General features: G+C 64.2%; 17 protein-coding genes. 12 read left to right on the forward strand and 5 right to left on the reverse strand.

Annotation, left to right across the window (positions count from 1 at the left end; all coding sequences use genetic code 11):
- Window positions 1-182 precede the first annotated feature (182 nt).
- From BJ122_RS10050 to BJ122_RS10075, 6 genes are all read left to right on the forward strand, one after another.
- On the forward strand, window positions 183-1,631 hold the full coding sequence (locus BJ122_RS10050) for a PucC family protein (protein ID WP_110780909.1): 1,449 nt from the start codon (window positions 183-185) through the stop codon (window positions 1,629-1,631).
- Window positions 1,628-2,278 carry a hypothetical protein gene (locus BJ122_RS10055; RefSeq protein ID WP_110780910.1) on the forward strand — a complete coding sequence of 217 codons (651 nt, stop codon included), beginning with the start codon at window positions 1,628-1,630 and terminating at the stop codon, window positions 2,276-2,278. The genes BJ122_RS10050 and BJ122_RS10055 overlap by 4 nt, the downstream gene beginning before the upstream one ends.
- Before the next feature lie 10 nt (window positions 2,279-2,288).
- The gene (locus tag BJ122_RS10060; protein ID WP_110780911.1) at window positions 2,289-2,543 is read left to right on the forward strand and encodes a hypothetical protein; all 255 of its coding nucleotides are present in this window, start codon (window positions 2,289-2,291) and stop codon (window positions 2,541-2,543) included.
- 486 nt (window positions 2,544-3,029) lie between these two features.
- The gene (locus BJ122_RS10065; RefSeq protein ID WP_110780912.1) at window positions 3,030-4,232 is read left to right on the forward strand and encodes an efflux RND transporter periplasmic adaptor subunit; all 1,203 of its coding nucleotides are present in this window, start codon (window positions 3,030-3,032) and stop codon (window positions 4,230-4,232) included.
- Between the two features lie 9 nt (window positions 4,233-4,241).
- Window positions 4,242-7,406, forward strand: a complete 3,165-nt coding sequence (locus BJ122_RS10070) for a multidrug efflux RND transporter permease subunit (protein WP_110780913.1) — start codon at window positions 4,242-4,244, stop codon at window positions 7,404-7,406.
- A 93-nt stretch (window positions 7,407-7,499) separates the two neighbouring features.
- Complete coding sequence (locus BJ122_RS10075; RefSeq protein WP_110780914.1) at window positions 7,500-7,949, forward strand: hypothetical protein; 450 nt, start codon at window positions 7,500-7,502, stop codon at window positions 7,947-7,949.
- A gap of 303 nt (window positions 7,950-8,252) precedes the next feature.
- On the opposite strand, the gene BJ122_RS10080 is transcribed toward BJ122_RS10075, so the two are convergent.
- The 4 genes from BJ122_RS10080 to BJ122_RS10095 form a co-directional block, all read right to left on the reverse strand.
- Window positions 8,253-8,711: a DUF2383 domain-containing protein gene (locus BJ122_RS10080; RefSeq protein ID WP_110780960.1), complete on the reverse strand. Its 459-nt coding sequence runs from the start codon at window positions 8,709-8,711 to the stop codon at window positions 8,253-8,255.
- A 111-nt stretch (window positions 8,712-8,822) separates the two neighbouring features.
- Window positions 8,823-10,052 (reverse strand): Coenzyme F420 hydrogenase/dehydrogenase, beta subunit C-terminal domain, encoded by a 1,230-nt coding sequence (locus BJ122_RS10085; protein ID WP_110780915.1) that lies wholly within the window; start codon window positions 10,050-10,052, stop codon window positions 8,823-8,825.
- A 240-nt stretch (window positions 10,053-10,292) separates the two neighbouring features.
- Entirely contained in the window at window positions 10,293-11,918 is a 1,626-nt protein-coding gene (locus tag BJ122_RS10090) for a dienelactone hydrolase family protein (protein WP_245407685.1), read from the reverse strand.
- Between the two features lie 21 nt (window positions 11,919-11,939).
- Window positions 11,940-13,253, reverse strand: coding sequence for a DUF3422 family protein (locus BJ122_RS10095; RefSeq protein WP_110780917.1), 1,314 nt, complete (start codon window positions 13,251-13,253; stop codon window positions 11,940-11,942).
- A 291-nt stretch (window positions 13,254-13,544) separates the two neighbouring features.
- Here BJ122_RS10095 and hemC point away from each other — a divergent pair, with 291 nt between their 5' ends.
- The 4 genes from hemC to BJ122_RS10115 all read left to right on the forward strand — a co-directional run bounded on the left by hemC (window position 13,545) and on the right by BJ122_RS10115 (window position 18,827).
- Entirely contained in the window at window positions 13,545-14,525 is a 981-nt protein-coding gene (gene hemC, locus BJ122_RS10100; RefSeq protein ID WP_110780918.1) for a hydroxymethylbilane synthase, read from the forward strand.
- 41 nt (window positions 14,526-14,566) lie between these two features.
- Window positions 14,567-15,589: a magnesium chelatase ATPase subunit I gene (gene bchI / locus BJ122_RS10105; RefSeq protein WP_027279517.1), complete on the forward strand. Its 1,023-nt coding sequence runs from the start codon at window positions 14,567-14,569 to the stop codon at window positions 15,587-15,589.
- On the forward strand, window positions 15,586-17,355 hold the full coding sequence (locus tag BJ122_RS10110) for a magnesium chelatase subunit D (RefSeq protein ID WP_110780919.1): 1,770 nt from the start codon (window positions 15,586-15,588) through the stop codon (window positions 17,353-17,355). Before bchI ends, BJ122_RS10110 begins: the two co-directional genes overlap by 4 nt.
- Before the next feature lie 341 nt (window positions 17,356-17,696).
- A complete protein-coding gene (locus BJ122_RS10115) occupies window positions 17,697-18,827 on the forward strand; it encodes an acyltransferase family protein (protein WP_146227178.1) in 1,131 nt (376 codons plus the stop codon).
- Window positions 18,828-18,894: 67 nt separating this feature from the next.
- Here BJ122_RS10115 and BJ122_RS10120 read toward each other — a convergent pair whose 3' ends face one another.
- Window positions 18,895-20,286: a helix-turn-helix domain-containing protein gene (locus BJ122_RS10120; RefSeq protein ID WP_110780921.1), complete on the reverse strand. Its 1,392-nt coding sequence runs from the start codon at window positions 20,284-20,286 to the stop codon at window positions 18,895-18,897.
- 144 nt (window positions 20,287-20,430) lie between these two features.
- On the opposite strand from BJ122_RS10120, the gene BJ122_RS10125 reads away from it, so the two are divergent.
- Both BJ122_RS10125 and BJ122_RS10130 read left to right on the forward strand, forming a co-directional pair.
- Entirely contained in the window at window positions 20,431-22,137 is a 1,707-nt protein-coding gene (locus tag BJ122_RS10125) for a methyl-accepting chemotaxis protein (protein WP_110780922.1), read from the forward strand.
- Entirely contained in the window at window positions 22,137-22,466 is a 330-nt protein-coding gene (locus BJ122_RS10130; protein ID WP_110780923.1) for a hypothetical protein, read from the forward strand. Before BJ122_RS10125 ends, BJ122_RS10130 begins: the two co-directional genes overlap by 1 nt.
- Window positions 22,467-22,472: the final 6 nt, after the last annotated feature.

Here is a 22,472-nt window from a genome sequence, read left to right on the forward strand (position 1 = left end):
GCCAGCTCTTCAGTGAGCTAGTTTTGCTGGACCGGGATCTAAGGGTCCCGGTCGCTTACTTTGTGGTCATGAGGCGTTGGGTTGAACGGCGTGGCTACGAAGAGGAAATTCCACCTTCTCGATAGAGGCCGGTGCTGCATCCGTTTGATCCGCCTGTCTCGCATTAGTTGGAACGCTCGGCGATGAATCCAGTCAGCCAAAAAGTGATGAAGGCTTGGATCGCGTTGGGCACCCGCTTTCTGCCTTTCGCGGATGCCGCAACGCCAGACTTGCCGCTGTCGCGGCTGCTGCGACTCTCCCTTTTTCAAGTTTCCGTCGGCATGTCCCTGGTGCTGCTCGTTGGCACGCTCAACCGGGTGATGATCGTCGAATTGAACGTGCCGGCGTCGATCGTCGGCGTGATGATTTCGTTGCCGCTGATCTTTGCGCCGTTCCGTGCGCTGATCGGCTATCGCTCCGACGTGCATCAGTCGGTGCTGGGCTGGCGCCGCGTGCCGTTCCTGTACAAGGGCACCATGGTGCAGTTCGGCGGTCTCGCCATTCTGCCGTTCGCGCTGCTGGTGCTGTCCGGCGGCGGTGAAGCCGGTCATGCGCCGGTGTGGATCGGCCAATTTGCAGCCGCGCTGTCATTCCTGCTAATCGGCGCTGGCGTGCACACCACCCAGACCGTTGGTCTGGCGCTGGCGACCGACCTTGCCGCGCCCGAGTCCCGCCCCAAGGTGGTGGGGCTGATGTACACCATGCTGCTGCTCGGCATGATCGTCGCGGCCTTCGTGTATGGCGCGCTGCTTGCTGAATTTTCGCCGGGCCGCCTGATTCAGGTGATTCAGGGCGCCGCCGTGATTACCATCGTGCTGAACGCGATCGCGGTCTGGAAGCAGGAAACCCGCAGCAGCGCGGCCAAGGCGCGCGCGCAGCAGCAGGCCACCACCTTCCGCGATTCCTGGAACGTCTACATCAAGGGCGACAACGCGATGCGTCGCCTGATCGCCGTTGGCCTCGGCACCATGGCGTTCAGCATGGAGGACGTGCTGCTCGAGCCGTTCGGTGGCCAGGTGCTGCATCTCAGCGTCGGCGACACCACCAAGCTCACCGCTGCGCTGGCGGTCGGTGGTCTGTTCGGCTTCGGTCTGGCGTCGCGCGTGCTCAGCCGCGGTGCTGATCCGTTCCGGATGGCGAGCTATGGCGCGCTGGTCGGTATTCCGGCGTTCATGGCGGTGATTTTGGCCGCGCCGTTCTCATCGGCGCTGCTGTTCGGCTTCGGCACGTTGATGATCGGTTTTGGCGCCGGCCTGTTTGGTCACGGCACTCTGACCGCCACCATGAACGCTGCGCCGAAGGATCAAGCCGGTCTCGCGCTTGGTGCGTGGGGCGCGGTACAGGCTTCCGCTGCAGGTATTGCGATCGCGCTTGGTGGCATCTTGAGAGACATTGTTCACGCTCTCGCACCAAATACTGTGCTCGGTCCTGCGGCGGGGTACCACTTCGTTTACTCGCTCGAAATAGTTTTGCTGTTTGCGACACTCGTAGCAATGATCCCGCTGATCCGGCGCCCGAAAGGCTTCGCCGAGGCGGATGAGTTGCTGGCGCGGCCGGAGATCGGCCTTGAGACTGAAACGGAGAAGTCATGACGCAGATCACCCGACTGTACGACTCGACCCGACAGATTCCGTCGATCGAGACCGAGCTGAAGAACAACGGCTATCGGTACGCCGTGGTGACCAGCGCGCAGCCGAGCAATGGTGCGACCTTGGACGACAGCATCCTGGCTGCGCTTGGGCGCGCCGGTGTGTCGCGCGGCGAGCAGGCTGCCTGCCTCGATGCGATCAAGCGCGGTGGCGCTTTGGTGTCGGTGAATGCGTCGTTCGGCTTCGGCGCCAAGGCGTCGGCGCTGCTCGACAAGTTCGGTCCGGGCAAGATCACCGCGACCAGCAGCGCGTCGGTCAACGCTGATGATGAAGATTGCAAGGCTGCGCCGTTCTCCAAGATCGTGCGCGCCCCTGTGCTGCTCGATACGTCGGGCGAGTACAAGTCCTATTCGGGCACGCCGCTGCTGCTCGATAGCAAGAAGTTCTTGTCGGGCACGCCGCTTGTGCTCAAGGGCGACAAGTTCTTCTCTGGCACTCCCCTGCTGCTCGACAGCAGCGGTCCCTACAAGTCGTTCTCCGGCACTCCTCTGCTGATTGACGACAAGAAGTACTATTCGGGGACTCCGCTGCTGCTGAACAACCCGACCCCGCTGTCTTCTTGGCTGGGTCTTCCCGTCCTCTTGAAGTAGGATCACCACCATGAGCGAATACAAAGGTACCTCCGGCCAGCCGCTGCTGCTCGACAGCAACAAGTTCTTCTCGGGCACCCCGCTGCTGCTCGACAGCAACAAGTTCTTCTCGGGCATGCCGCTGCTGCTCGACAGCAACAAGTTCTTCTCGGGCACCCCGCTGCTGATCGACAGCAAGACCACTTTTTCGGGCTCGCCGCTGATCCTCGAGCAGAAGGGCGAGTACAAGTCCTTCTCCGGCCAGCCGCTGCTGCTGTCGAAGTAAGACGACACGTCCGTTTCGGACACGAAAGCGCCGCAGGCAGCAATGCCTGCGGCGTTTTGCTTTTTGCGCACGAGCCTGTGGTTCCGCGCAAGCGTCACCCGCCGCCGGCAGCGATCGCCAGTTCCTTGCGCCACTACCGGGCGCGCCCCGGCGTTGCGTGGCTCCCCGCGGGGCGCTCGCAGACCGCAAACTTGCCTCATTGCCATTGCAAATGATCCGCGGTTCCGCCATCTGCGGAACGAGGATTTGGGCTGCCGGTGCCGCAAGACGCGGCCAATCGTCGCCGGGGGGAAAGTTTTTCCCTTTTGCGGCAATGGGATGGGGGAATGTGACAACGCGCCGCCGTCGCCTTATGTTGTGCCGCACAAATCCGACATTAATGTCTGTTCATCTATTTCATGTGACCTCTGGGGGGAGGGGAGCAGGGAATATTGGTGAATTTTTCGTGGCGGCGTCCGGGGGACGACGCTTGAGAGGATAGGACTGATGAGTCGGGTGATAAGACTGTTCGGATTGGCGGCGACGCTGAGCTTGGCGACGTTGCTGGCCGGATGCGATTCGCCGGGCGATGCCTCCGCCTCTTCCTCGACAGTCGCGCCAGACGTCACGATTTACACCGTCAAGGCGCAGCCCCGTTCCATCATCCGTGAGCTGCCGGGCCGTATTGCGCCGATCCGGGTTGCCGAGGTCCGACCGCGGGTCTCGGGGATCATTGTCGCGCGCATGTTCCAGCAGGGCAGCGAAGTGAAGGCCGGCGACCCGCTATACCGGATCGATCCGCGGCCGTTCGAGGTCGAATTGCAGGCCGCCGAGGCCGCGGTCGCCAAGGCCCACGCCGCGCTCGAGCAGGCGACGCTGCAGGCCGAGCGTATGACCTCGCTGGCCAGCCAGAATGCCGCCTCCAAGGCGCAGAGCGAGATCGCGACCGGCACCATGCGCCAGGCGCGCGCTGAACTGGCGGTGCGCGAGGCGGAACTGGCCCGCGCCAAGCTCAATCTCGATTACGCGACCATCCGCGCCCCGATCAGCGGCGTGATCGGCGCCGCGCTGGTCAGCGAAGGCGCGCTGGTGGTGCAGAACGACTCGACCAGCCTCGCCACCATTCAGCAGATCGAGAACGTCTATGCCGACTTCACCGAGCCGGTGGCGGAACTCAATCGACTGCGCCGCGCCTTCGATTCCGGCGAGCTTGACCAAATCGCGCCGGATGCGGTGCGCGTGCGGTTGGTGCTCGACGGCGGCACCATCTATCCGCTGGCCGGCAAGCTGTTGTTCTCAGAAGCCAAGGTCGACGCCTTCACCGGCCAAGTGACGCTGCGCGGCGAGTTCAAGAATCCCGGCCGCGAGCTGCTGCCCGGCATGTATGTCCGGGTGCTGATCGAGAAGGGCGTCGACGCCGACGCGATCGCGGTGCCGCAGCAGGCGATCCAGCGCAACGCCGCCGGCCGCAGTGAGGTGTTCGTGGTCAAGGACGACAACCGCATCGCGGTGCAGCCGGTTCGCACCGGTGGCCTGCAGGATGGCCAATGGCTGGTGCTCGATGGCTTGAAGCCCGGAGACCGCGTCGTGATCGAAGGCTTTCAGAAATTCGCCCCGGGCGATGAAGTGAAGCCGCGCCAAGTCGTCAGCGACCTTGGCGAGGACCAGGTCGAGACCAATTTCGCTACCATCGTCAAAGCGAGCCAGTAAGCGCCCGCCATGCCCTCTTTTTTCATTGACCGCCCCATCTTCGCATGGGTCATCGCGCTGTTCATCTGTCTGATCGGCGCCATCACGGTTCCGCAACTGCCGGTCGCGCAATATCCGATCATTGCGCCGCCTTCGATTTCGGTGTCGACCAGCTATCCCGGCGCCTCGCCGGAAAACCTCTACAACAGCGTCACGCGGCTGATTGAAGAGGAGTTGAACGGCGCTAGCGGCATTCTGAACTTCGAATCGACCTCGGACTCGCTCGGTCAGGTCGAAATCATCGCCAACTTCATGCCGGGCACCGATCCGAGCCTGGCCTCGGTGGAAGTGCAGAACCGCATCAAACGCGTCGAGGCCCGCTTGCCGCGGGCCGTGATGCAGCAAGGCATTCTGATCGAAGAAGCCTCGAGCGCGGTGCTGCAGATCGTGACGCTGAGTTCGACCGACGGCACGCTCGATGAAATCGGGCTCGGCGACTTCATGATCCGCAACGTGCTCGGCGAAATCCGGCGTATTCCGGGCGTCGGCCGCGCCACGCTGTATTCCACCGAACGTTCGCTGCGCATCTGGATCGATCCGGCCAAGCTGGTCGGCTTCAATCTGACCGCCGACGACGTCACCAAGGCCGTCACGGCGCAAAACGCCCAGGTCGCATCCGGCGCGGTCGGCGCCGAGCCGTCCAACAAGGACCAGAAGATCGCGGCGCTGGTGCTCGTGAAGGGCCAGCTGTCGTCGGCCGACGAGTTCGGCGCGATCGTGCTGCGCGCCAATCCCGACGGCTCGACCGTGCGGCTGCGCGACGTGGCGCGCATCGAGATCGGCGGTCTCAGCTACCAGTTCAACACCCGGCTCGACGGCAAGCCGGTGGCCGGTCTGTCGGTGCTGCTGTCGCCGACTGGCAACGCGCTGGCGACCGCGAGCGCGGTCGAAGCCAAGATGAAGGAGCTGTCGCGCTTCTTCCCGGCCAACATCAAGTACGAGATCCCCTACAACATCACCCCGGTGGTGCAGGCGTCGGTCAACAAGGTGTTGATGACGCTGGCCGAAGCGGTGCTGCTGGTGTTCGTGGTGATGTTCCTGTTCCTGCAGAACATCCGCTACACCATCATTCCGACCATCGTGGTGCCGGTGGCGCTGCTCGGCACTTGCGTGTCGCTGCTGCTGTTCGGCTATTCCATCAACATGCTGACGCTGTTCGGCATGGTGCTGGCGATCGGCATTCTGGTCGACGACGCCATCGTCGTGGTGGAAAACGTCGAGCGCATCATGTCCGAGGAAGGGCTGGCGCCGAAGGAAGCCACCAAGAAGGCGATGTCGCAGATCACCGGCGCCATTATCGGCATCACATTGGTGCTGGTCGCGGTGTTCGTGCCGATGGCGTTCTTCCCCGGCTCGGTCGGCATCATCTATCGGCAGTTCTCGATCACCATGGTGTCGGCGATCAGCTTCTCGGCGCTGATGGCGCTGACGCTGACGCCCGCTTTGTGCGCGACGCTGCTCAAGCCGGTGACAGCGGGGCACGCCCACGCCGAAAAGGGCGTGTTCGGTTACTTCAATCGCGCGCTCGACGGCATCCGCAATCGCTACGCGCGGGTGGTCGGCTGGAATCTGAAGCGCACCGGCCGGCTGATGATCATCTATGCCGTGCTGGTCGCGGGGCTGGTGTTGGCGTTCGTGCGCATGCCGGGCGGCTTCTTGCCGATCGATGACCAGGGCTTCTTGACAGTCGACGTGCAGACGCCGCCGGAATCCTCCTATAACCGCACCTATAATGTCGTGCGCACGGTCGAGGATTGGCTGATCAACCGCGCGGGCGTCGAGAACGTCACGTTCCTGACCGGCTTCTCGTTCCTCGGCCAGGGCATGAACACGGCGCAGGCGTTCGTCACCCTGAAGGATTGGTCGAAGCGTGGATCGGAGGATTCGGCAGGCGCGATTGTCGATGACGCCAATAAATCGCTGTCCACGATCCGCGACGCGCGTATTTCCGCGCTGGAGCCGCCGCCGATCGACAACCTCGGCAACTCGGCGGGCTTCAGCTTCCGTCTGCAGGACCGCGGCCAGAAGGGCTACACGGCGCTGATGGAAGCGACCGACCAGCTGATCAAGGCCGCCAATGCCAGCCCGGTGTTGCAGCGGGTCTATGTCGAAGGTCTGCCGCCGTCGCCGCAGGTCAATCTGATGATCGACCGCGAGAAGGCCGGCGCGTTCGGCGTCACCTTCGAGGACATCAACAACACCATCTCGACCAATCTCGGCTCGGCCTACGTCAACGACTTCCCGAACCGCGGCCGCATGCAGCGTGTGATCGTGCAGAGCGACACGTTTGCGCGCATGAATGCCGACGAAATCCTGGCCTACAACGTCAAGAATTCGCGCGGCGAGCTGGTGCCGTTCTCGTCTTTCGCCACCATCGAATGGATCAAGGGACCGACCCAGATCGTCGGCTTCAACTACTATCCGGCGGTGCGTATCTCCGGCGAAGCTAAGGCCGGCTACACGTCGGGCGACGCCATCAAGGAGATGGAACGGCTGGCGGGGCAGTTGCCGCGCGGCTTCGGCTATGACTGGGCCGGTCAGTCGCTGCAGGAAAAGCTGTCGGGTTCGCAGGCGCCGTTCCTGCTAGCGCTGTCGGCGCTGGTGGTGTTCCTGTGCCTGGCCGCGCTCTACGAGAGCTGGACGATTCCGATCGCGGTGCTGCTCACCGTGCCGCTCGGCATGATCGGCGCCGTGGTTGCCGCGGCGGGCCGCGGCCTGCCCAACGACGTGTATTTCACCGTGGCGCTGATTACGATCATCGGTCTCGCGGCCAAGGACGCGATTCTGATCGTGGAATTCGCCAAGGATCTGCGCAAGGAAGGCAAACCGCTGACCGCGGCGACCATGGAGGCGGCGCATCTACGCTTCCGGCCGATCTTGATGACCGGTCTTGCGTTCATCAGCGGCGTGCTGCCGATGGTGATCGCGAGCGGCGCCGGCGCCAAGAGCCAGCACGCGATCGGCACCAGCGTCGCTGGCGGCATGATTGCGGTGGTGGTGCTGGCGCTGCTGTTCGTGCCGGTGTTCTTCGTCACGGTGCAGCGGCTGCTGGCGCGCGATCGCTCCGACGAGAGTCCGTCCACGGAAAGCGGCAAGGCGGTGCCGGCTCACGGTCAGATCGACGCGCGAAACTGATCGTGACCGCGGAACCGGCACGGGCGATCATTGGCTGGGAACTAACCGCGCAAAGCTCCGTTCCTTCGGTCGTCAACAGACCGGAGGAAAGTCATGAACGGAGATCAACCCATCAGCTGGCTGATGTTCTTCACCCTGGCCGCAGGGGTGGTGATCGTCGGTGGTTTCATCATCAACTTCCTGCGCTCGCGCAGCAATCGCGATGTCGCCGAAGATACGCTGGCCGGTGATGGCCACGGCCGCTTTCTGGCGCCGAGCGGCGCGGGACCGGAACTGCTGGCCGTCACCGCATTCGCCCTGATCGCGATGGGGCTGCTGGCGGTGGGCTACAACAACAAGTCCGACTCGCTTACCGCGCAGGCGCCGTCGCCCGCCGGCCAGACCACCGGCCAGAGCGGCTTGCAGGCTCCTGGATCGCAGAACCAGCCAAAGCCCTATCAGCCGGCCAATCCGGCGACCGATCAGCGCGTCTCGCCGACCGGATCTGACGCTGGCGTTGGTGCCTCGCCCGGCAACACCGGCACGCCGACCAAAGAACAATAGCGCCCGCGATTGATTAGAATCGCGCCGCTGGTGATGGCCGGGCTCGCCCCGGCCATTGTTCGGCGTTGAGTTCGACACAGCAAAAAGGCCGGAGCTGCTCCGGCCTTTTTCCATAAGGTCGCTGTGTCATACCATCAGGTCGTATCAATGACCGTCATACCCGCGCTTGTCGCGGGTATCCACGTCTTAAGATCGCTGCAAGATCAAAGACGTGGATGGCCGGGACGAGCCCGGCCATGACATGCGGATAGGTTGGTAGCAATCGCCGTTGCTATAAGCGCGACTAGGCCGACGCGCGATCGGCTACCGGGCTTCGGCCGCGGCGTGCTCGAACTCGGCCTGCTGCGCTTCCATCTTCGCGATCTGCTGCCGCAACTCGTCGCGCTGCGCGGTCAACAACGTGGCGAGCGGCGGGCGGGTGATGGCGCGCAGCGCGTCGTCATAGGTCTCGACATTGCGCTTTTCGCCGTCGATCAAGCCCGGCAGCACGCTTTCGTCGAGGCTGTTGAACAGCGCGCGCACATTCATGATTGCCTCATGCACCAGGCTCATGAATGAGCCGCCATCGTCCGGCGTTTCGCCGGCTTTGGTCAGCTCAGCCGCCAGAGCGCGGGAGTGCCCCTCATGCAGTGCGATCATGTCGTGAAACAGCGCCGAACAGCCGTGGCCGTCGGCTTCGTCCAGCGCTTCCTGGTAGCCATTGCGGGCGTCGATCGCCCTGGTATGCAGTTTTCTCAGATGGTCGAGAATGTCCTGATCCACGGTCGCCTCCGGAGCAAGTTGGATAACTTGCGCTGGCCGGAATGGCCGCGCGCGCTCCAACAACCAGACCGCGCCGGTCTGGTTCCCGCGGCGCAACCGCGCATGGTGTGATCAGCGGCGCTCGCCGTCCTGCGGCTCGACGCCGTACGGCTTCACCAGCTCCCAGACATGGGCCGGCACCATGTTCTTCATCTTGTGCGGATAGGCGCGGCGCAGATGCAGCACGGTTTCCACCGCCTTCATTTCCACGCGGGCGCGGGCGAATTCCAGGCCGCGCGGCCCGACCTTTGGCATCAGCCAGCCCATGAACGGCCGCAGCCAGTTCGGCATGCCGCGCACCGGCAGGCCGCCCGCGGCGAGTTCGGTGTTCTTCAAGAAGCCCTTCACCGGCGCGGCGCGCTTGCCGGCGCTGCCCGGCTCGCTCAGCAGCACTTCATCGCCGAGCAGTTTAAGGATTTCCTCGCCGCGCTCGTTGCGCACCAGCAGCCATTGCTGGCCCTGGCCGCCCATATAGCCGACGGTGATGTCGGCGAGCGTGTTGGTGTAGTCGACGCAGGTCCGGCAGGTGATCGGGAAGAAGTCCGACGGCAGCTTTGAGATCGGCAGCAGCAGGAATGGGATTTCCTTGACCTTGCCGTCCTCGAACCGCAGCTCGACATGATAGTCGGCGCGGAATTCGAGATAGGTGATGGTCTCGGGCTGGTCCGACAGCAGGTCCAGGAACTGGTGGAAGCTCTTGGTGGTGGTGTTGTCGGAGCAGGGCGTGCCGATCACGTAGATGCGCTCGAAGCCGAGTTCTTTCTCGAGCCGGCGCAGCGCATAGATCTGGCACGGGATGCCGGTGACGGCGATGCGCTTGAAGCCGCGCGCGCGCGCCGGCTCCAGCAGCGACAGCAGCGGTGCATAGCCCATGCGCATGCCGCGGCACTGCGCCATTGCCTTGGGATCGGTGACGATCACCGGCGCCGGCTGCCATTTGTCACTCGGGTCGGCCGCCATGGTCAGCACTGCTTCGACCGTGCCGGTTTCGAGCAGGCGCTGGGCGAGGCTGGTGGTGATGCCGGTCCATTGCGCGCCCTCGCGCGGCGCCTTCATCGCGGCGCGCAGCATGCGCCGGAACGGACCGAAAAACTGTTCGTCAGGCCGCGACGGGTCGCGGGTGCGGCCATGCACCTGCCGCTCCATCGCCGGATAGTCCGGCTTGATGAACTGGCAGGCCTGCCCGCATTGCTTGGGGTCGCTCATCCGCGACACGCCGCAATCGGTGCACAGCTCGCGCGGCGCGGGCTCGGCCAGCGGCGGGGTCCACAGCGGAGAGTTCGGGTTGGTGCGATCGAGCATGCCTGACACTCACTTGGTAGCGGAATTTGGCATCGGAATTGGCGTCGGAACCAGACCTCGCAGCCTGGCCACGGCTGAAAGCCGGCGCGCGCCACCACCTCACCGCCAATCGGCGCTGTTGTAGAAAGCGGCGTTCGCGCTCGCCATTCGCCATAAGTCCCGGCACTCTGATCCATAACGCCGGCGGCGCGCCGCGGTTAGATTTGGATCAAATGCCGCGCCGCGCGCCGGCTCGGGGCGTCAGCGGATCACCATCGGAAAAGTGATGCCGATCGCCCAGGCAAACACCGCGGCATTGGCGAGCGCGCCGGGCAGCGGATGGTTGGTGGCGCGGTAGCTCCAATTGCTGATCAGGCCGAATGCCAGGAACAGCAGCAGGATCGCCGGCACGATGATGATCAGGAAGAACAGCTTCTTCAGATTGAGCGCCACCGCGATCGCCAGCGACAGCAGGAAGCACAGCTTCACCAGCGCATAGGCGCCGCGCCGTGCATGCTTGCCGTGCGACATCCATTCCGCGGTGACGAAATAGATCACCGAACCGACCGCCACCGCGGCGATCAGATGCAGCCGTGGCTCGATCGGCATGAAGGAGAACGCATAGGCGTTCAGCGGCCAGCCGAATGCGAAGATGTTGTAAGCCGACACCGCCAGCGCCGCGATCGCGAGCTTGCCGGCCGACGGCACCACCGTGCCCGAGGCCAGGAAGCGGTCGAGCCGGGTGCCGGGGCCGTGATGCGGTGCGGGCAGCGGCCGGGGGCGCGGCTGGAACAAGCCGGTGCGAGTGTGGCGTTGCAGGTAAAGCACGATCGCTGCGGTGAGCAGGCCGTACACCAGAAAGTGCAGCGTCAGATAATCGCCGAGCAGGATGATCAGAAATTCGGTCGGCGCCTTCCACAGGATCAGCGGCGTCAGCACCGCCGGCAGCAATGCCGCTGGCAAAAGCTGCTTCCAAGTCAGGCTGGCGCCCATCGGTTCGGGGGCGGCCTGCGGCAGCAGTTTCGACAGCGGCCAGGCCAGCGCGATCAGCCCGGCAAACAAGAGCGCCATCCAGATCGGGCGGCGATCGATCCAGCCGTCGCCATGGCGGCCGAACGCTTCGTTCACCCATGTCAGTGCTTCGCGCATGCTGTCCTGGCTGTACAAGACGCCGATATGTTCGACGCCCGAGGACAGCGCCAGCCGGCGCGCGCTGCCATCCTTGAAGTCGCCATAGGAGCGACCCGGCTCGGCGCCGCCGCCGACCGACAGGTTGATGATGCGCAGCCCCTCATTGATCAGCATCGACGGCTCGAGCGAGCCGATGATGATCAAGAGATTGCCCGGCCGCTCGCCGGTCGCCGCCGGCGAAAACACCGAAACCGCGACGGTCGCTTCGACCTCTGGATGGGCCTGGGCGTAGCGGATCACGATGTCGGAAGCCATCGAATGGCCGAGGATCGCGATCCGGCCATCGCTTTCCGGCAGCGCGCGCGCAAAATCGGCGACCCGGCCGGTCTCGGCCACCAATACGCCGGTGATCCGGGTCGGCTCGTCGACATCGCCGCGCATCGGCACCGGATTGCGGCCATGGCCGGTGAAATCGAAAGTCACCGCGACATAGCCGTTTTTGGCCAGCGTCAGCGCGAATGGCTGCATCAATTGCTGAGAGCCGGCAAAGCCGTGGGCGATCACCACCACCGGCGCCTTGTCGCCATGGGCCGGCCGGAACACCCGCACCGGCGTTTCCCCGACCGTGTGGTCGGTGATGCGCAGCCCCTGTTCCTGACGCTGCAATTGCACCAGCGACAGTACGATGGCGGCCAGCGCCAGCACGGCAACCAGCCAGCGCCACACCACGGCGAGATGACGAATCAAGACAGGCACCGGGCGCGGCTGCGCATGGGATTAGCTTTCCTTGCCGATATGGCGCTTGCGGATGCTCCGCACCATCCACCAGATGCCGGCCGCCGCGAACGGCACGAACACCGCAACGGCAATGCCCGGGTCAATCGGCAGCAGCCCGGCGTCCTGCACGCCCTTCACCAGATAGCTATACAGGCCAACCACATAATAGGTGATGGCCGCGGTGGACAGCCCTTCGACCGTCGCCTGCAGCCGGATCTGCAGCCGGGTGCGGGCATTCATCGATTTCAAGAGCTCCTGGTTCTGGTGCTCGAGTTCGACGTCGACCCGGGTGCGCAGCAGGTTGGCGGCACGCGCCAGCTTCTGCGACAGGTTGGACTGCCGCTCCTCGGTGGTGACGCAGGTGCGCAGTGCCGGCTTCATGCGCCGCGCCAGGAACGACGACCAGGTCGGCAGCCCGCCGACCTTGCGTTCGCCGATGGTCTGCAGCCGCTGGGTGACGATTTCCTCATAGGCGCGGCTCGCGCCGAATCGGAACAGGCTGGTGGCGGCGCCAGCCTCGACCTCGGCGGCCAGCGAGGTCAGCTCGTCGAGCAGCTTCTGATTGTTGGCAAGGTCACCGCCGAGCCGCATCTGCTCAGTCACTTCGGCGAGCCGCGCTTCCGAGGCGCCGATCGAGGGCAGCAGACGTTGCGCTTCCGGCAGGCCGAGCAGCGCCAGGGTGCGGTAGGTCTCGACCTCCAGCACGCGCTGCACCAGCGCGCCGGCGCGCTCGGCCGCCATGCCGCGGTCGATCACCAATATCCGTACAAAACCGGATGGGCTGGGTTGGAAATCCGTGGCATAGAGCGCCGCCCCGTCGGAGTTTTCGGCGACGGCAAGGCTGGCCCGGTCGAACAGGTTTTCCGGGGTGGTGCGCGGGGGATCCTCAGCCAGCAGGTGCAGATCGATCGCGACCAGCAGCGGTCCAGGTTGCGGCAATAGCCGCATGGGGGCGGCCAGCGTAGCTGCGTCGGGATAGAATGGCACCGCACCGGGGTCGGCGCGCATCTCCCAGGTGTAGGTGGTGAATTCGGAATGCTGCTCCCAGCGCAGCACGGTGGAGCCGAACGTCAGGCGATGGTGCTTCTCGGTGGGCGAGGGCGGCGGCAGGCCGCGTTCCTCGCAAAACGCTTGGAGCTGAGCACGGTCGTCGTGGGCGCGGTTGCCCGAGGTGTCGAAGGCGAAATGCACCACGCGGGACGGGGTCTTCAGCGGGGTGAAGGGGCGGGCATGCACTTCGCCGAGAACGGCAGCGCGCAGCGGATGAGGGACGAGACGCGACTCGCCGTCGCCAATCAGGACATCACTGCTCATTCCCACTCCCTGCCGGTCTCCGGGCTGAAATTGCATTTTGGGCACATCATCCTTGACTTGAGTAGCATTGCGTTGCGACAGACAGAAGCTGAAAGGTACCGCGTCGCGAAGCAGAGGGGGCGAACCCTTTGCCGCGCACGGAATCTGTCGCGAAAACAGAAGGTTCGCGACCAACACGAACAATCGCCGGAGACCTTGCGCCATCCGTTTGCATTTCGGCGCAGCCTGGTCTTATCTCCGGCGCCCAAAATACCGCGTACTTTCGCGCGGTTGTCGAATGGAGCGTAAGCGGTGGCAATTCCAGTCCGTATCGGCACTCGTAAGAGCGTAATGGCGCTCGCCCAGACGGAGGACATCGCGCGTCGTTTGTCGGCCGCGGCGTCCGAGCTCGATGTCCAGATCGTCAAGTTCGAGACCATCGGTGATTCCGACCAGATAAGTAAGCTGCTTCCGCATGGCGGCAAGGGCGGCGCTTTCGTTCAAGAAATTCGCGGCGCGGTGGTGGCGGGCAAGCTCGACGCCTGCATGCATTCGCTCAAGGACATGCCGGGTAACGAAGACACCCCCGGCCTGGTGATCGGCGCCACGCTGAGCCGCGATCCGCCGACCGACGCGCTGGTACTCCGCGAGGGCGTGACCCTGGAAGACCTGCGCAAGTCGCGCGGTAAGGGCTATTCGATCGGCACCAATGCGGTGCGCCGCGGCGCCTATGCCAAGCGGTTGTTTCCGGAGATCGAGATCATTCACTTCCGCGGCGCTGCTGACAGCCGGGTGCGCAAGCTCGACAATCGCGAGAAGCAGCGGCTGCCGGGCGGCGGTGAAGTCGGTCCGGTCGATGCGCTGATCATGGCGCGCTCCGGCTTGGAGCGGGTCGGTCTGATCCACCGCATGGCCCATGAGTTCTCGCCGCATGAAATGCTGCCCTCGGCTGGCCAGGGTATCGTGGCGGTGGAATGCGCCGTCAATGACTGGCAGACCCGCCGCTATCTGTCGCTGATCGACGATCCGGTGGCCCGGCTGAGCTGCGATGCCGAGCGCGAAGTGCTGTGGGTGCTGAACGGCCATTGCAACTCGCCGATGGCCGCTTTCTCCACCATCAATGGCTCGGAAATGACGCTGAGCGCCTCGGTGCTCGACGAGGAGGGCGGCTCGTTCATCGAGACCACCCGCACCGGCTCGGCCGATCGGCCGCGCGAGCTCGGCCGTGCCGTCGCCATGGAGTTGCTCGACAAGGGCGCCGCTGCGATCATCGAACGTACCCGGCCCGAGTGACCGTTTCCCGCAAGATAAGTCTCACGTGACGAAAGCATAGCATGGCGATTGTTTTTCCGTTTTCCGCCATCGTCGGCCAGGACGAGATGAAGCTCGCCCTGCTGATCGCTGCGGTTGATCCCAAGGTCGGCGGTGTGTTGGCCTTTGGTGACCGTGGTGCCGGCAAGTCCACCGCGGTTCGCGCTCTGGCGGCGCTGCTGCCGAAGATGAAGGTGGTCGTCGGCTGCCGCTACAATTGCGACCCCGAGCATCCCGAGCGCTTCTGCGAGGACTGCAAGGAGAAGCAGGCCGCCGGCAAGCTGAAGACCGTGCAGGCGCCGGTGCCGGTGGTCGATCTGCCGCTCGGCGCGACCGAGGACCGCGTGGTCGGTGCGCTCGATCTCGAACGCGCGCTGGCGCGCGGCGAGAAGGCGTTTGAGCCGGGCCTGCTGGCCCGCGCCCATCGCGGCTTCCTGTACATCGACGAAGCCAACCTGCTGGAAGACCATCTGGTCGACTTGCTGCTCGACGTCGCCGCCTCCGGCGAGAACGTCGTGGAGCGTGAAGGTCTCAGCGTCCGTCATCCGGCGCGCTTCGTGCTGGTCGGCACCGGCAACCCGGAAGAAGGCGAACTGCGTCCGCAGTTGCTGGACCGTTTCGGTATGTCGGTCGAGGTCAAGACCCCGGACGATCTGCCGAGCCGCATGGAAGTGGTGCGTCGCCGCGATGCCTTCGAGAACGATCCGGCCGGCTTCGTCGCCTCCTGGACCAAGGAAGAGGCCAAGCTGCGCAAGAAGATCACCACCGCGCGCGAACGGCTGCCCGAGGTCACGGTGTCCAATGCCGCGCTGGAGCGCGCCGCGACGCTGTGCATGACGCTCGGCACTGACGGTCTGCGCGGCGAGCTGACGCTGATGCGCGCCGCGCGCGCGCTGGCGGCGATCGAGCACGCCAAAACCGTGACCGACGATCATCTTAAGCGCATTGCGCCGTCCGCGCTGCGGCATCGGCTGCGCCGTAACCCGCTCGATGACGCCGGCTCCACGGTCCGCGTCGATCGCGCTATCGCCGAAGTGTTCGGATGAACCTGGCACTGGCATGGTCCGATGCGGCGACCGCGGCGCAGTTGTTCGCGGTCGATCCGGTCGGCACCGGCGTGTTGCTGCGTTCGCGCGCCGGTCCGGTGCGCGACCGCTGGCTGACGATGCTGCGTGCGGCACTGCCGCCGACCGACGCGCATAAACATCTGCCGCTGCATATCGCCGAGGGCCGTCTGCTCGGCGGCCTCGACCTGTCGGCAACGCTGATCACCGGCCGGCCGGTGGCCGAGCGCGGCCTGCTGGCGGAAGCCGATGGCGGCGTGCTGGTGCTGGCGATGGCCGAGCGCATGCCGTCCTCGACCACGGTGCATGTCACCGCGGCGATGGACTCGCACGAGACCCTGATCGAGCGCGACGGCCTGTCGCTGCGCATGCCGGCACGGTTCGGCGTGATCGCCCTCGATGAAGGGCTGGAGGATGAGTTCGCGCCGGCGGCGCTGCGCGACCGGCTCGCGTTCCATCTCGACCTCGATCGGTTCGCATTCCGCGACACCGAGGAATTCGACATCACGGCCAGCGATATCGACACGGCGCGCGCGCGCCTGCCGTCGATCCGGGCCACCGACGAGCAGATCGAGGCGATCTGCACCGCCGCGGCCGCGATGGGTATCGTCTCGCTGCGCGCGCCGCTTTTGGCGATCCGCGCGGCCCGTGCCGCCGCCGCATTGAGCGGCCATAACGAGATCGACAAGGAAGACATTTCGCTGGCCGCGCGGCTGGTGCTGGCGCCGCGCGCGTTGTACTTCCCGCAGCCCGAGCAGCCGGATCAATCCGAGCCGCCGCCGCCCGAGCCGCCGCCGCCCCCGGAGGACAATTCCAACGACAACCAGGATCAGGAGCAGCAGACCCCTGATTTCGACAAGGCGTTGGAAGAGGTGATCCTGGCCGCGGCCAAGGCTGCGATCCCGGACGACGTGCTGGCCTCGCTGCGCGCCTCTTCGGGGCGCTCGCGGGCGCGCTCGTCCGGCAAGGCCGGCGAATTGCAGAAGTCGAACAAGCGCGGCCGCCCGACCGGCACGCTGCGCGGCGAATTGCGCGCCGGCGCCAAGCTGAGCGTGATCGAAACGCTGCGCGCCGCGGCGCCCTGGCAGCCGCTGCGCCGCCGCGAAGCCGCGGCGTCCGGCCGCGACAGCGCCCAGCCGGAAATTCTGATCCGCAAGGACGATTTCCGGATCGCGCGCTTCAAGATGCGCACCGAGACCACCACCATCTTCGTGGTGGACGCCTCAGGCTCGGCGGCGCTGCACCGGCTCGCCGAAGCCAAGGGCGCGGTCGAGTTGCTGCTCGCCGACTGCTATGTGCGCCGCGACCAGGTGTCGATGATCGCGTTCCGCGGCGAGATCGCCGAAATCCTGCTGCCGCCGACGCGGTCGCTGACCCGCGCCAAGCGTAGCCTGGCTGGTCTGCCGGGCGGCGGTGGCACGCCGCTGGCGGCCGGGTTGGACGCCGCGTTCGCGCTCGCCGACTCGATCCGCCGCAAGGGCCAGACGCCGACCGTGATCATGCTGACCGACGGCCGCGCCAACATCGCTCGCGATGGTGCGCCGGGCCGCCCGAAGGCCGAGGAAGACGCCTTGGCCTCGGCACGGCAGCTGCGCGCTGCCAACATCAACGCGGTGCTGATCGACATGTCGCCGCGGCCGGGCCCGCAGGGCGAGAAGATCGCCAAGGAAATGGGCGCGCGCTATCTGCCGCTGCCCTATGCCAACGCCACGGTGCTGTCGCAGGCCGTGCTGGCCAGCACGCAGTAACAGCGCGCTCAATCGACCAGGCATTAACGTACAACAGCCGCGGTTCTGATCAGCTCAGAACCGCGGCTGTTGTTTTTGTCGTCAGCGGCTGTTGATCGCATGACGCGCGTCAGGCGCACCGCATTGGGTCGTGCGCCGCGCGGCCCGCGGGTGGATCTCGATGAATTGCGTCGTCACGATCAGCCCTGCTCAGCGCGAAACCGCCCAGCTCAACGGCGGACAGGGCGTCGGTCCTGCTGGCGGCGTTCAGAGCGATCGGCGAAATCACATCGAACGATCTGTTAACTCGCCTCGGTTATGCCGAAACGAATAGTAAAATAGTATTGTGATCGAGAAACAACGTGTCGCACAATCGCTTCGAAGCGTTGGATAGCTGGCGCGGAATTTGTGCGTGTATGGTGGCGCTGTTTCATTTCGCAGCTGTCAGCCACATTTCTGAATTCAGCTTGGTCAAGAACGCCTATCTGTTCGTCGACTTCTTCTTTGTTCTAAGCGGCTTCGTCATCGCAGCGAATTACCGGTCGCGACTCGCTCATGGATTCGGCTTCGGGCGGTTCATGCTGTTGCGGCTCGGCCGCATTTATCCGCTGCATTTCGTTCTGATGCTGCTGTTCATCCCGATCGACATCGCCAAGGATGGCATCGGTCCCGATCTGTGGCGCGCGCTCGTCACGAACACGCTGCTGCTGCACAGCCTCGGCGTCAACAATGAGCTGTGGCTCAATTTTCCGAGTTGGAGCATCAGCGCCGAGTTCGCCGCCTACATCGTGTTCGCGCTGGTCGTCATTCGCGTGGGCGAAGGGTTGCTGCCCTGGACGCTGCCGATCATCGCTGGGCCCTTGGTGCTGGCGTTCGTCAGTCCGTATGCGATGGATTCGACCTACGATTACGGCTTCGTGCGCTGTATCTATGGCTTTGCGCTGGGCGTGATCTGCTTCGACCTGCGCCAAAGATGGCCGGAGCTGTCCCGTCCGCTCGGAATGGCCGCCGACACTTTGATCGAAGTCGCCGCGACGCTCATCGTCTTCGTTTGCCTCAGCCTCGCAAGCGGCCCTTATTCGTGGACGGTCGCCAGCCCATTTCTGTTTGCCGTGCTGGTGTTGGTTTTCGCACGCCAGGGCGGCGCGGTCAGCCGATTGCTGACCACTCGGCCGCTACTGCTGATCGGCGCTCTGTCCTATTCCATCTACATGGTTCATGCCCTGGTCCGCGCTGTGGTGCGGGCAAGCGCAATGGCGCTCGAACACAGTTTTGGTTGGCGTTTGTTTGTGGACAGTGTCGATTACCGCGGGGAACCAACGCGCCTGCTCTGGGTGGCCGGGTCGCCCTGGCTGGCCGATCTGCTGCAGATCGCGATGCTGCTCGCAACGATCGCCATGGCGATGCTCACTTGGCGTTATATCGAGGAGCCTGGCCGGCTATGGAGCCGCAGGCTGGTTTCCCAAGCGCCGAGACGAGTGGTTGCCGAATAGCTTGATCCGTTCGTCGGCGGTGTGGATGGCGCGGCCGCTCCGCTGCCGAGCTTTGATCGCGCTGCGACTAAGGCACTTCACGGCGGCGGGCGCGTTCCAGCGTCTCTGACGGCCGCTCGCCGAATGCCAGCCGATAGTCGCGCGCGAAATGGCCCTGATTTTGGAAGCAGCATTTCAGCGCCGTGCCGAGCACGGTGGTCGATTTGTCGGCCATCTGCAGCATCGCGCGGGCATGATTGAGCCGCACGAGCTTGATGTATTCCTGGGGCGTGTGGGCGCAGGCCAGCTTGAAGTGCTTGAACAGCGTCCGGCTGTTGACCCCGGCCACCTTGGCGAGACCGGCGACGCTGAGCGGCTGGTCCCAATGCTGATCGACATATTGCCGCACGGTCTGCACCGTGTGGCCATAGGGCGAATGTTCGGAAAGGCGCTTGGCGTCGGTAATGTCGAGACAGGCGCCGACCGCGCCGATCACTTCACCGACCAGATTGATCACCGGCTTCATGGCCTGGTTGACCCAGCGCAGCTCGCCATTGCCGCGATAGATCCGGAATTCGCTGGAGATGAAGATACCCTTCTTGACGCGCTGCATGTCGCTGAGCACGCGCATCTGATCGTCGGGATGGACCTGCGTCAGACAAGTTCGGAATTTCGGCACCGGCGCATTCGACGGTAGCCCCATCAGCTGCAGGAAGCCGGCTGAACAGACCCCGGTCCGATTCGGGAAATCATAGGACCAGAACGACACCCCATGGAGGTCGCCACGGCTGCTGACGAATGAGTTCACCTCAGCCGCTGGCATGGACTGCGGCGCGGCCGTCTCGGTGGTATTCATCCGGGCGCAGGCGATCAAGCCGATAGTCAGTAGCCGGCCATTGTCCTCAGAGCGTTCCAGCGCGGTCATGGTGACACGCAGCGGAATCGGCGTGCCGCCTTTTTGAACGGCCCGGCACTCAAGCGTGCAGCTGTCGACTTCCTCCCGTACCAGCTGGCGCACGGAATTGGAGCACAGCGCGAGCTGCTCGGGGTGGGCCAAATCTTCAGTTGTAAGGTGGCTGACGATCTCGTCATGCGAGTATCCGACCAGTTCGCAAAACCGCGGGTTGGCGGCGATTATTCGCTTGGTTGCAACGTCGATTTTGGCGAAGCCGAGATTGTTGCACGCGACGGTGTGTTCGAGAGCCGAAAACGGAACTAGTACATCGCCCAGCTGGGTCCGATGTACGTATTGCTGTGAACTCGATGGGGGTTCTTGCCGCGTCATGAAATTATGCGAATACATCTCACGATTAATGTCCAGGTAGCAAGCAGCGGTAGCCGGTTTGTCGACAGTTAGAATGAACTGAACAACAGTTATTGACCGTTTTTGATTTGTTGCGACTTCCAGAGAGACGTCTGCTCGCAGAGCGAACGGACGGGAACTCAAAGTTTGTACACCCGACACAAACGCTGTTCGCATTTTGAGCGCCGTGGGCGCAATTCTGCCGTCCGGTGATTTCAGAAAATTTCACCACCTTTGCGGCAATGTGTGGATGCCGTCGTCTTGGCATGACCGGCATCATTGAGTTTATCGACCTACGCCTTTGACGGATGATCGATCCCTATGAATACTTCGACCAGCACCAAACGACTGCGACTGACCATCGGACGGAAAATCTACGCGCTGATCGCAATTGGCTTTGTTGGCCTGATCGGCATTTCCGTCCTGGACTCCAACGAGCTGGCCAGCGGGCTAAAACGTCAGAAGCAGATCGAGCTGCAGCATCTGACTGAGCTGGCCCTTGGTGTGATCAAGGACCAGCATGCCGCTGTGCAGCGTGGTGAGGTGTCGGAAGCGGAGGCGCAAAAGCGTGCGGCCGATCGCGTGTCGGCGATGCGCTATGGTAATGGCGACTACTTCTTTATCGCTGACATGCAGCGGCGCATGGTGGCGCATGGCACCACGCCGGCGCTGGTCGGCAAAGATATGTCGGAAACCAAGGACCCGAACGGCAAGCGCCTGGTCGTCGAGATGGTGGCGATCGTGCAGCAGAGCGGTTCCGGCTTTGTCGATTATGTCTGGGCCAAGCCTGGTGCCGAACAGCCGCAGCCCAAGCTGTCTTACGTCGTGGGCTTCGCGCCCTGGGGCTGGGTGATTTCCACCGGCGTTTACATCGACGATCTCGACGCGCAGACCTGGGCCTCCACCGAAAACTCGCTGATCGCGGCAGGTATTGTGATCGTCATTCTTCTGGTCACGTCGGTGCTGATGGCGCGGCGTATCACCGGACCGCTGATCCGCATGACCGCGGCGATGAAGGAACTCGCGAGCGGTAAGCTCGAGGTCGAGGTTCCCGGCATCGGCCGCAGCGACGAACTCGGCGAGATGGCCGAGGCGGTCGAAGTGTTCAAGGTCAACGCGATCGAACGGCAGCGGCTGGAAGCGGAGCATGCGTTGCAGGAGAGCCGTGCGGCTGACGAACGCCGGGCGCATAGCAACAAGCTGGCCAACGATTTCGAAGCGGCGATCGGCGAAATCATTCACACCGTCTCTTCGGCCTCGACCGAGCTGGAAGCGTCGGCGAGCTCGCTGACCGCCACGGCCTCGCGCTCTCAGGACCTTGCCACCGCAGTGGCTGCTGCGTCCGAGGAAGCCACCACCAATGTGCAGTCGGTTGCTTCGGCGGCCGAAGAGATGAGCTCGTCAGTGAACGAGATCAGCCGGCAGGTGCAGGACTCGGCGCGGATCGCGCACGAAGCGGTCGAACAGGCCCGCAAGACTAATGGCCGCGTCGAAGAATTGTCGCGCGCGGCGTCGCGGATCGGCGATGTGGTGGAACTGATCAACACCATCGCCGGTCAGACCAATCTGCTCGCGCTCAACGCCACGATCGAAGCGGCGCGCGCGGGCGAAGCGGGTCGCGGCTTTGCCGTGGTGGCGAGCGAAGTGAAGGCGCTGGCCGAACAGACTGCGAAGGCCACCGGCGAGATTGGCCAGCAGATTGATGGCATCCAGGCTGCGACTCAGGAGTCGGTGTTGGCAATCAAGGAAATCAGTGACACAATCGCGCAGATGTCTGAGATTTCCTCCACCATTGCCGCAGCCGTTGAGGAGCAAGGTGCGGCGACCCAGGAAATCTCGCGCAACGTGCAGCAGGCGGCGGCGGGAACCGGCGAAGTATCGTCGAATATCGCCGATGTGCAGCGCGGAGCCGCTGAAACCGGCTCGGCCTCCTCACAAGTGTTGGCTGCGGCCCAGACTCTTTCGCGCGACAGCGATCGGCTGAAGGTGGAAGTGTCCAAATTCCTCGACACTGTTCGGGCGGCATGATGAGCGACGGCGAATCCTCAAAACCGGTCAACGAAGGCGGCGAAGCCGGTTCGGCAGCGCCGCCGGCGGAGGATTCGCCAGTTTCGCTCTCGACTGCGATTTCCGATGTCGCCGCCTCGGCGGCGCAGTGGCACTTTCGCATCGACGAGCTGATCGCCCATCTCGATAGCGTCGAAGACACCATCGACTTTTTGCCGGATCAGGAGACCCGCCTGACGCTGCGCCGTAATCTGCGCAACAAGCGCTCGCAGCTACGCGATGCCGGCCGGCAATTGACGCATCAGGTGCGGACGCTGTCGCGTTTTGCCGCGGTGCGCGATCGGTCTTAGGACCGC

This window comes from Rhodopseudomonas faecalis (genome assembly GCF_003217325.1).
Taxonomy (GTDB): domain Bacteria; phylum Pseudomonadota; class Alphaproteobacteria; order Rhizobiales; family Xanthobacteraceae; genus Rhodopseudomonas; species Rhodopseudomonas faecalis.

Coding starts and splice junctions, on each gene's coding strand:
- BJ122_RS10050 (WP_110780909.1), top strand. CDS start 183: ATGAATCCAGTCAGCCAAAAAGTGATGAAGGCTTGGATCGCGTTGGGC.
- BJ122_RS10055 (WP_110780910.1), top strand. CDS start 1,628: ATGACGCAGATCACCCGACTGTACGACTCGACCCGACAGATTCCGTCG.
- BJ122_RS10060 (WP_110780911.1), top strand. CDS start 2,289: ATGAGCGAATACAAAGGTACCTCCGGCCAGCCGCTGCTGCTCGACAGC.
- BJ122_RS10065 (WP_110780912.1), top strand. CDS start 3,030: ATGAGTCGGGTGATAAGACTGTTCGGATTGGCGGCGACGCTGAGCTTG.
- BJ122_RS10070 (WP_110780913.1), top strand. CDS start 4,242: ATGCCCTCTTTTTTCATTGACCGCCCCATCTTCGCATGGGTCATCGCG.
- BJ122_RS10075 (WP_110780914.1), top strand. CDS start 7,500: ATGAACGGAGATCAACCCATCAGCTGGCTGATGTTCTTCACCCTGGCC.
- BJ122_RS10085 (WP_110780915.1), bottom strand. CDS start 10,052: ATGCTCGATCGCACCAACCCGAACTCTCCGCTGTGGACCCCGCCGCTG.
- BJ122_RS10095 (WP_110780917.1), bottom strand. CDS start 13,253: ATGAGCAGTGATGTCCTGATTGGCGACGGCGAGTCGCGTCTCGTCCCT.
- bchI (WP_027279517.1), top strand. CDS start 14,567: ATGGCGATTGTTTTTCCGTTTTCCGCCATCGTCGGCCAGGACGAGATG.
- BJ122_RS10110 (WP_110780919.1), top strand. CDS start 15,586: ATGAACCTGGCACTGGCATGGTCCGATGCGGCGACCGCGGCGCAGTTG.
- BJ122_RS10120 (WP_110780921.1), bottom strand. CDS start 20,286: ATGCGAACAGCGTTTGTGTCGGGTGTACAAACTTTGAGTTCCCGTCCG.
- BJ122_RS10125 (WP_110780922.1), top strand. CDS start 20,431: ATGAATACTTCGACCAGCACCAAACGACTGCGACTGACCATCGGACGG.
- BJ122_RS10130 (WP_110780923.1), top strand. CDS start 22,137: ATGAGCGACGGCGAATCCTCAAAACCGGTCAACGAAGGCGGCGAAGCC.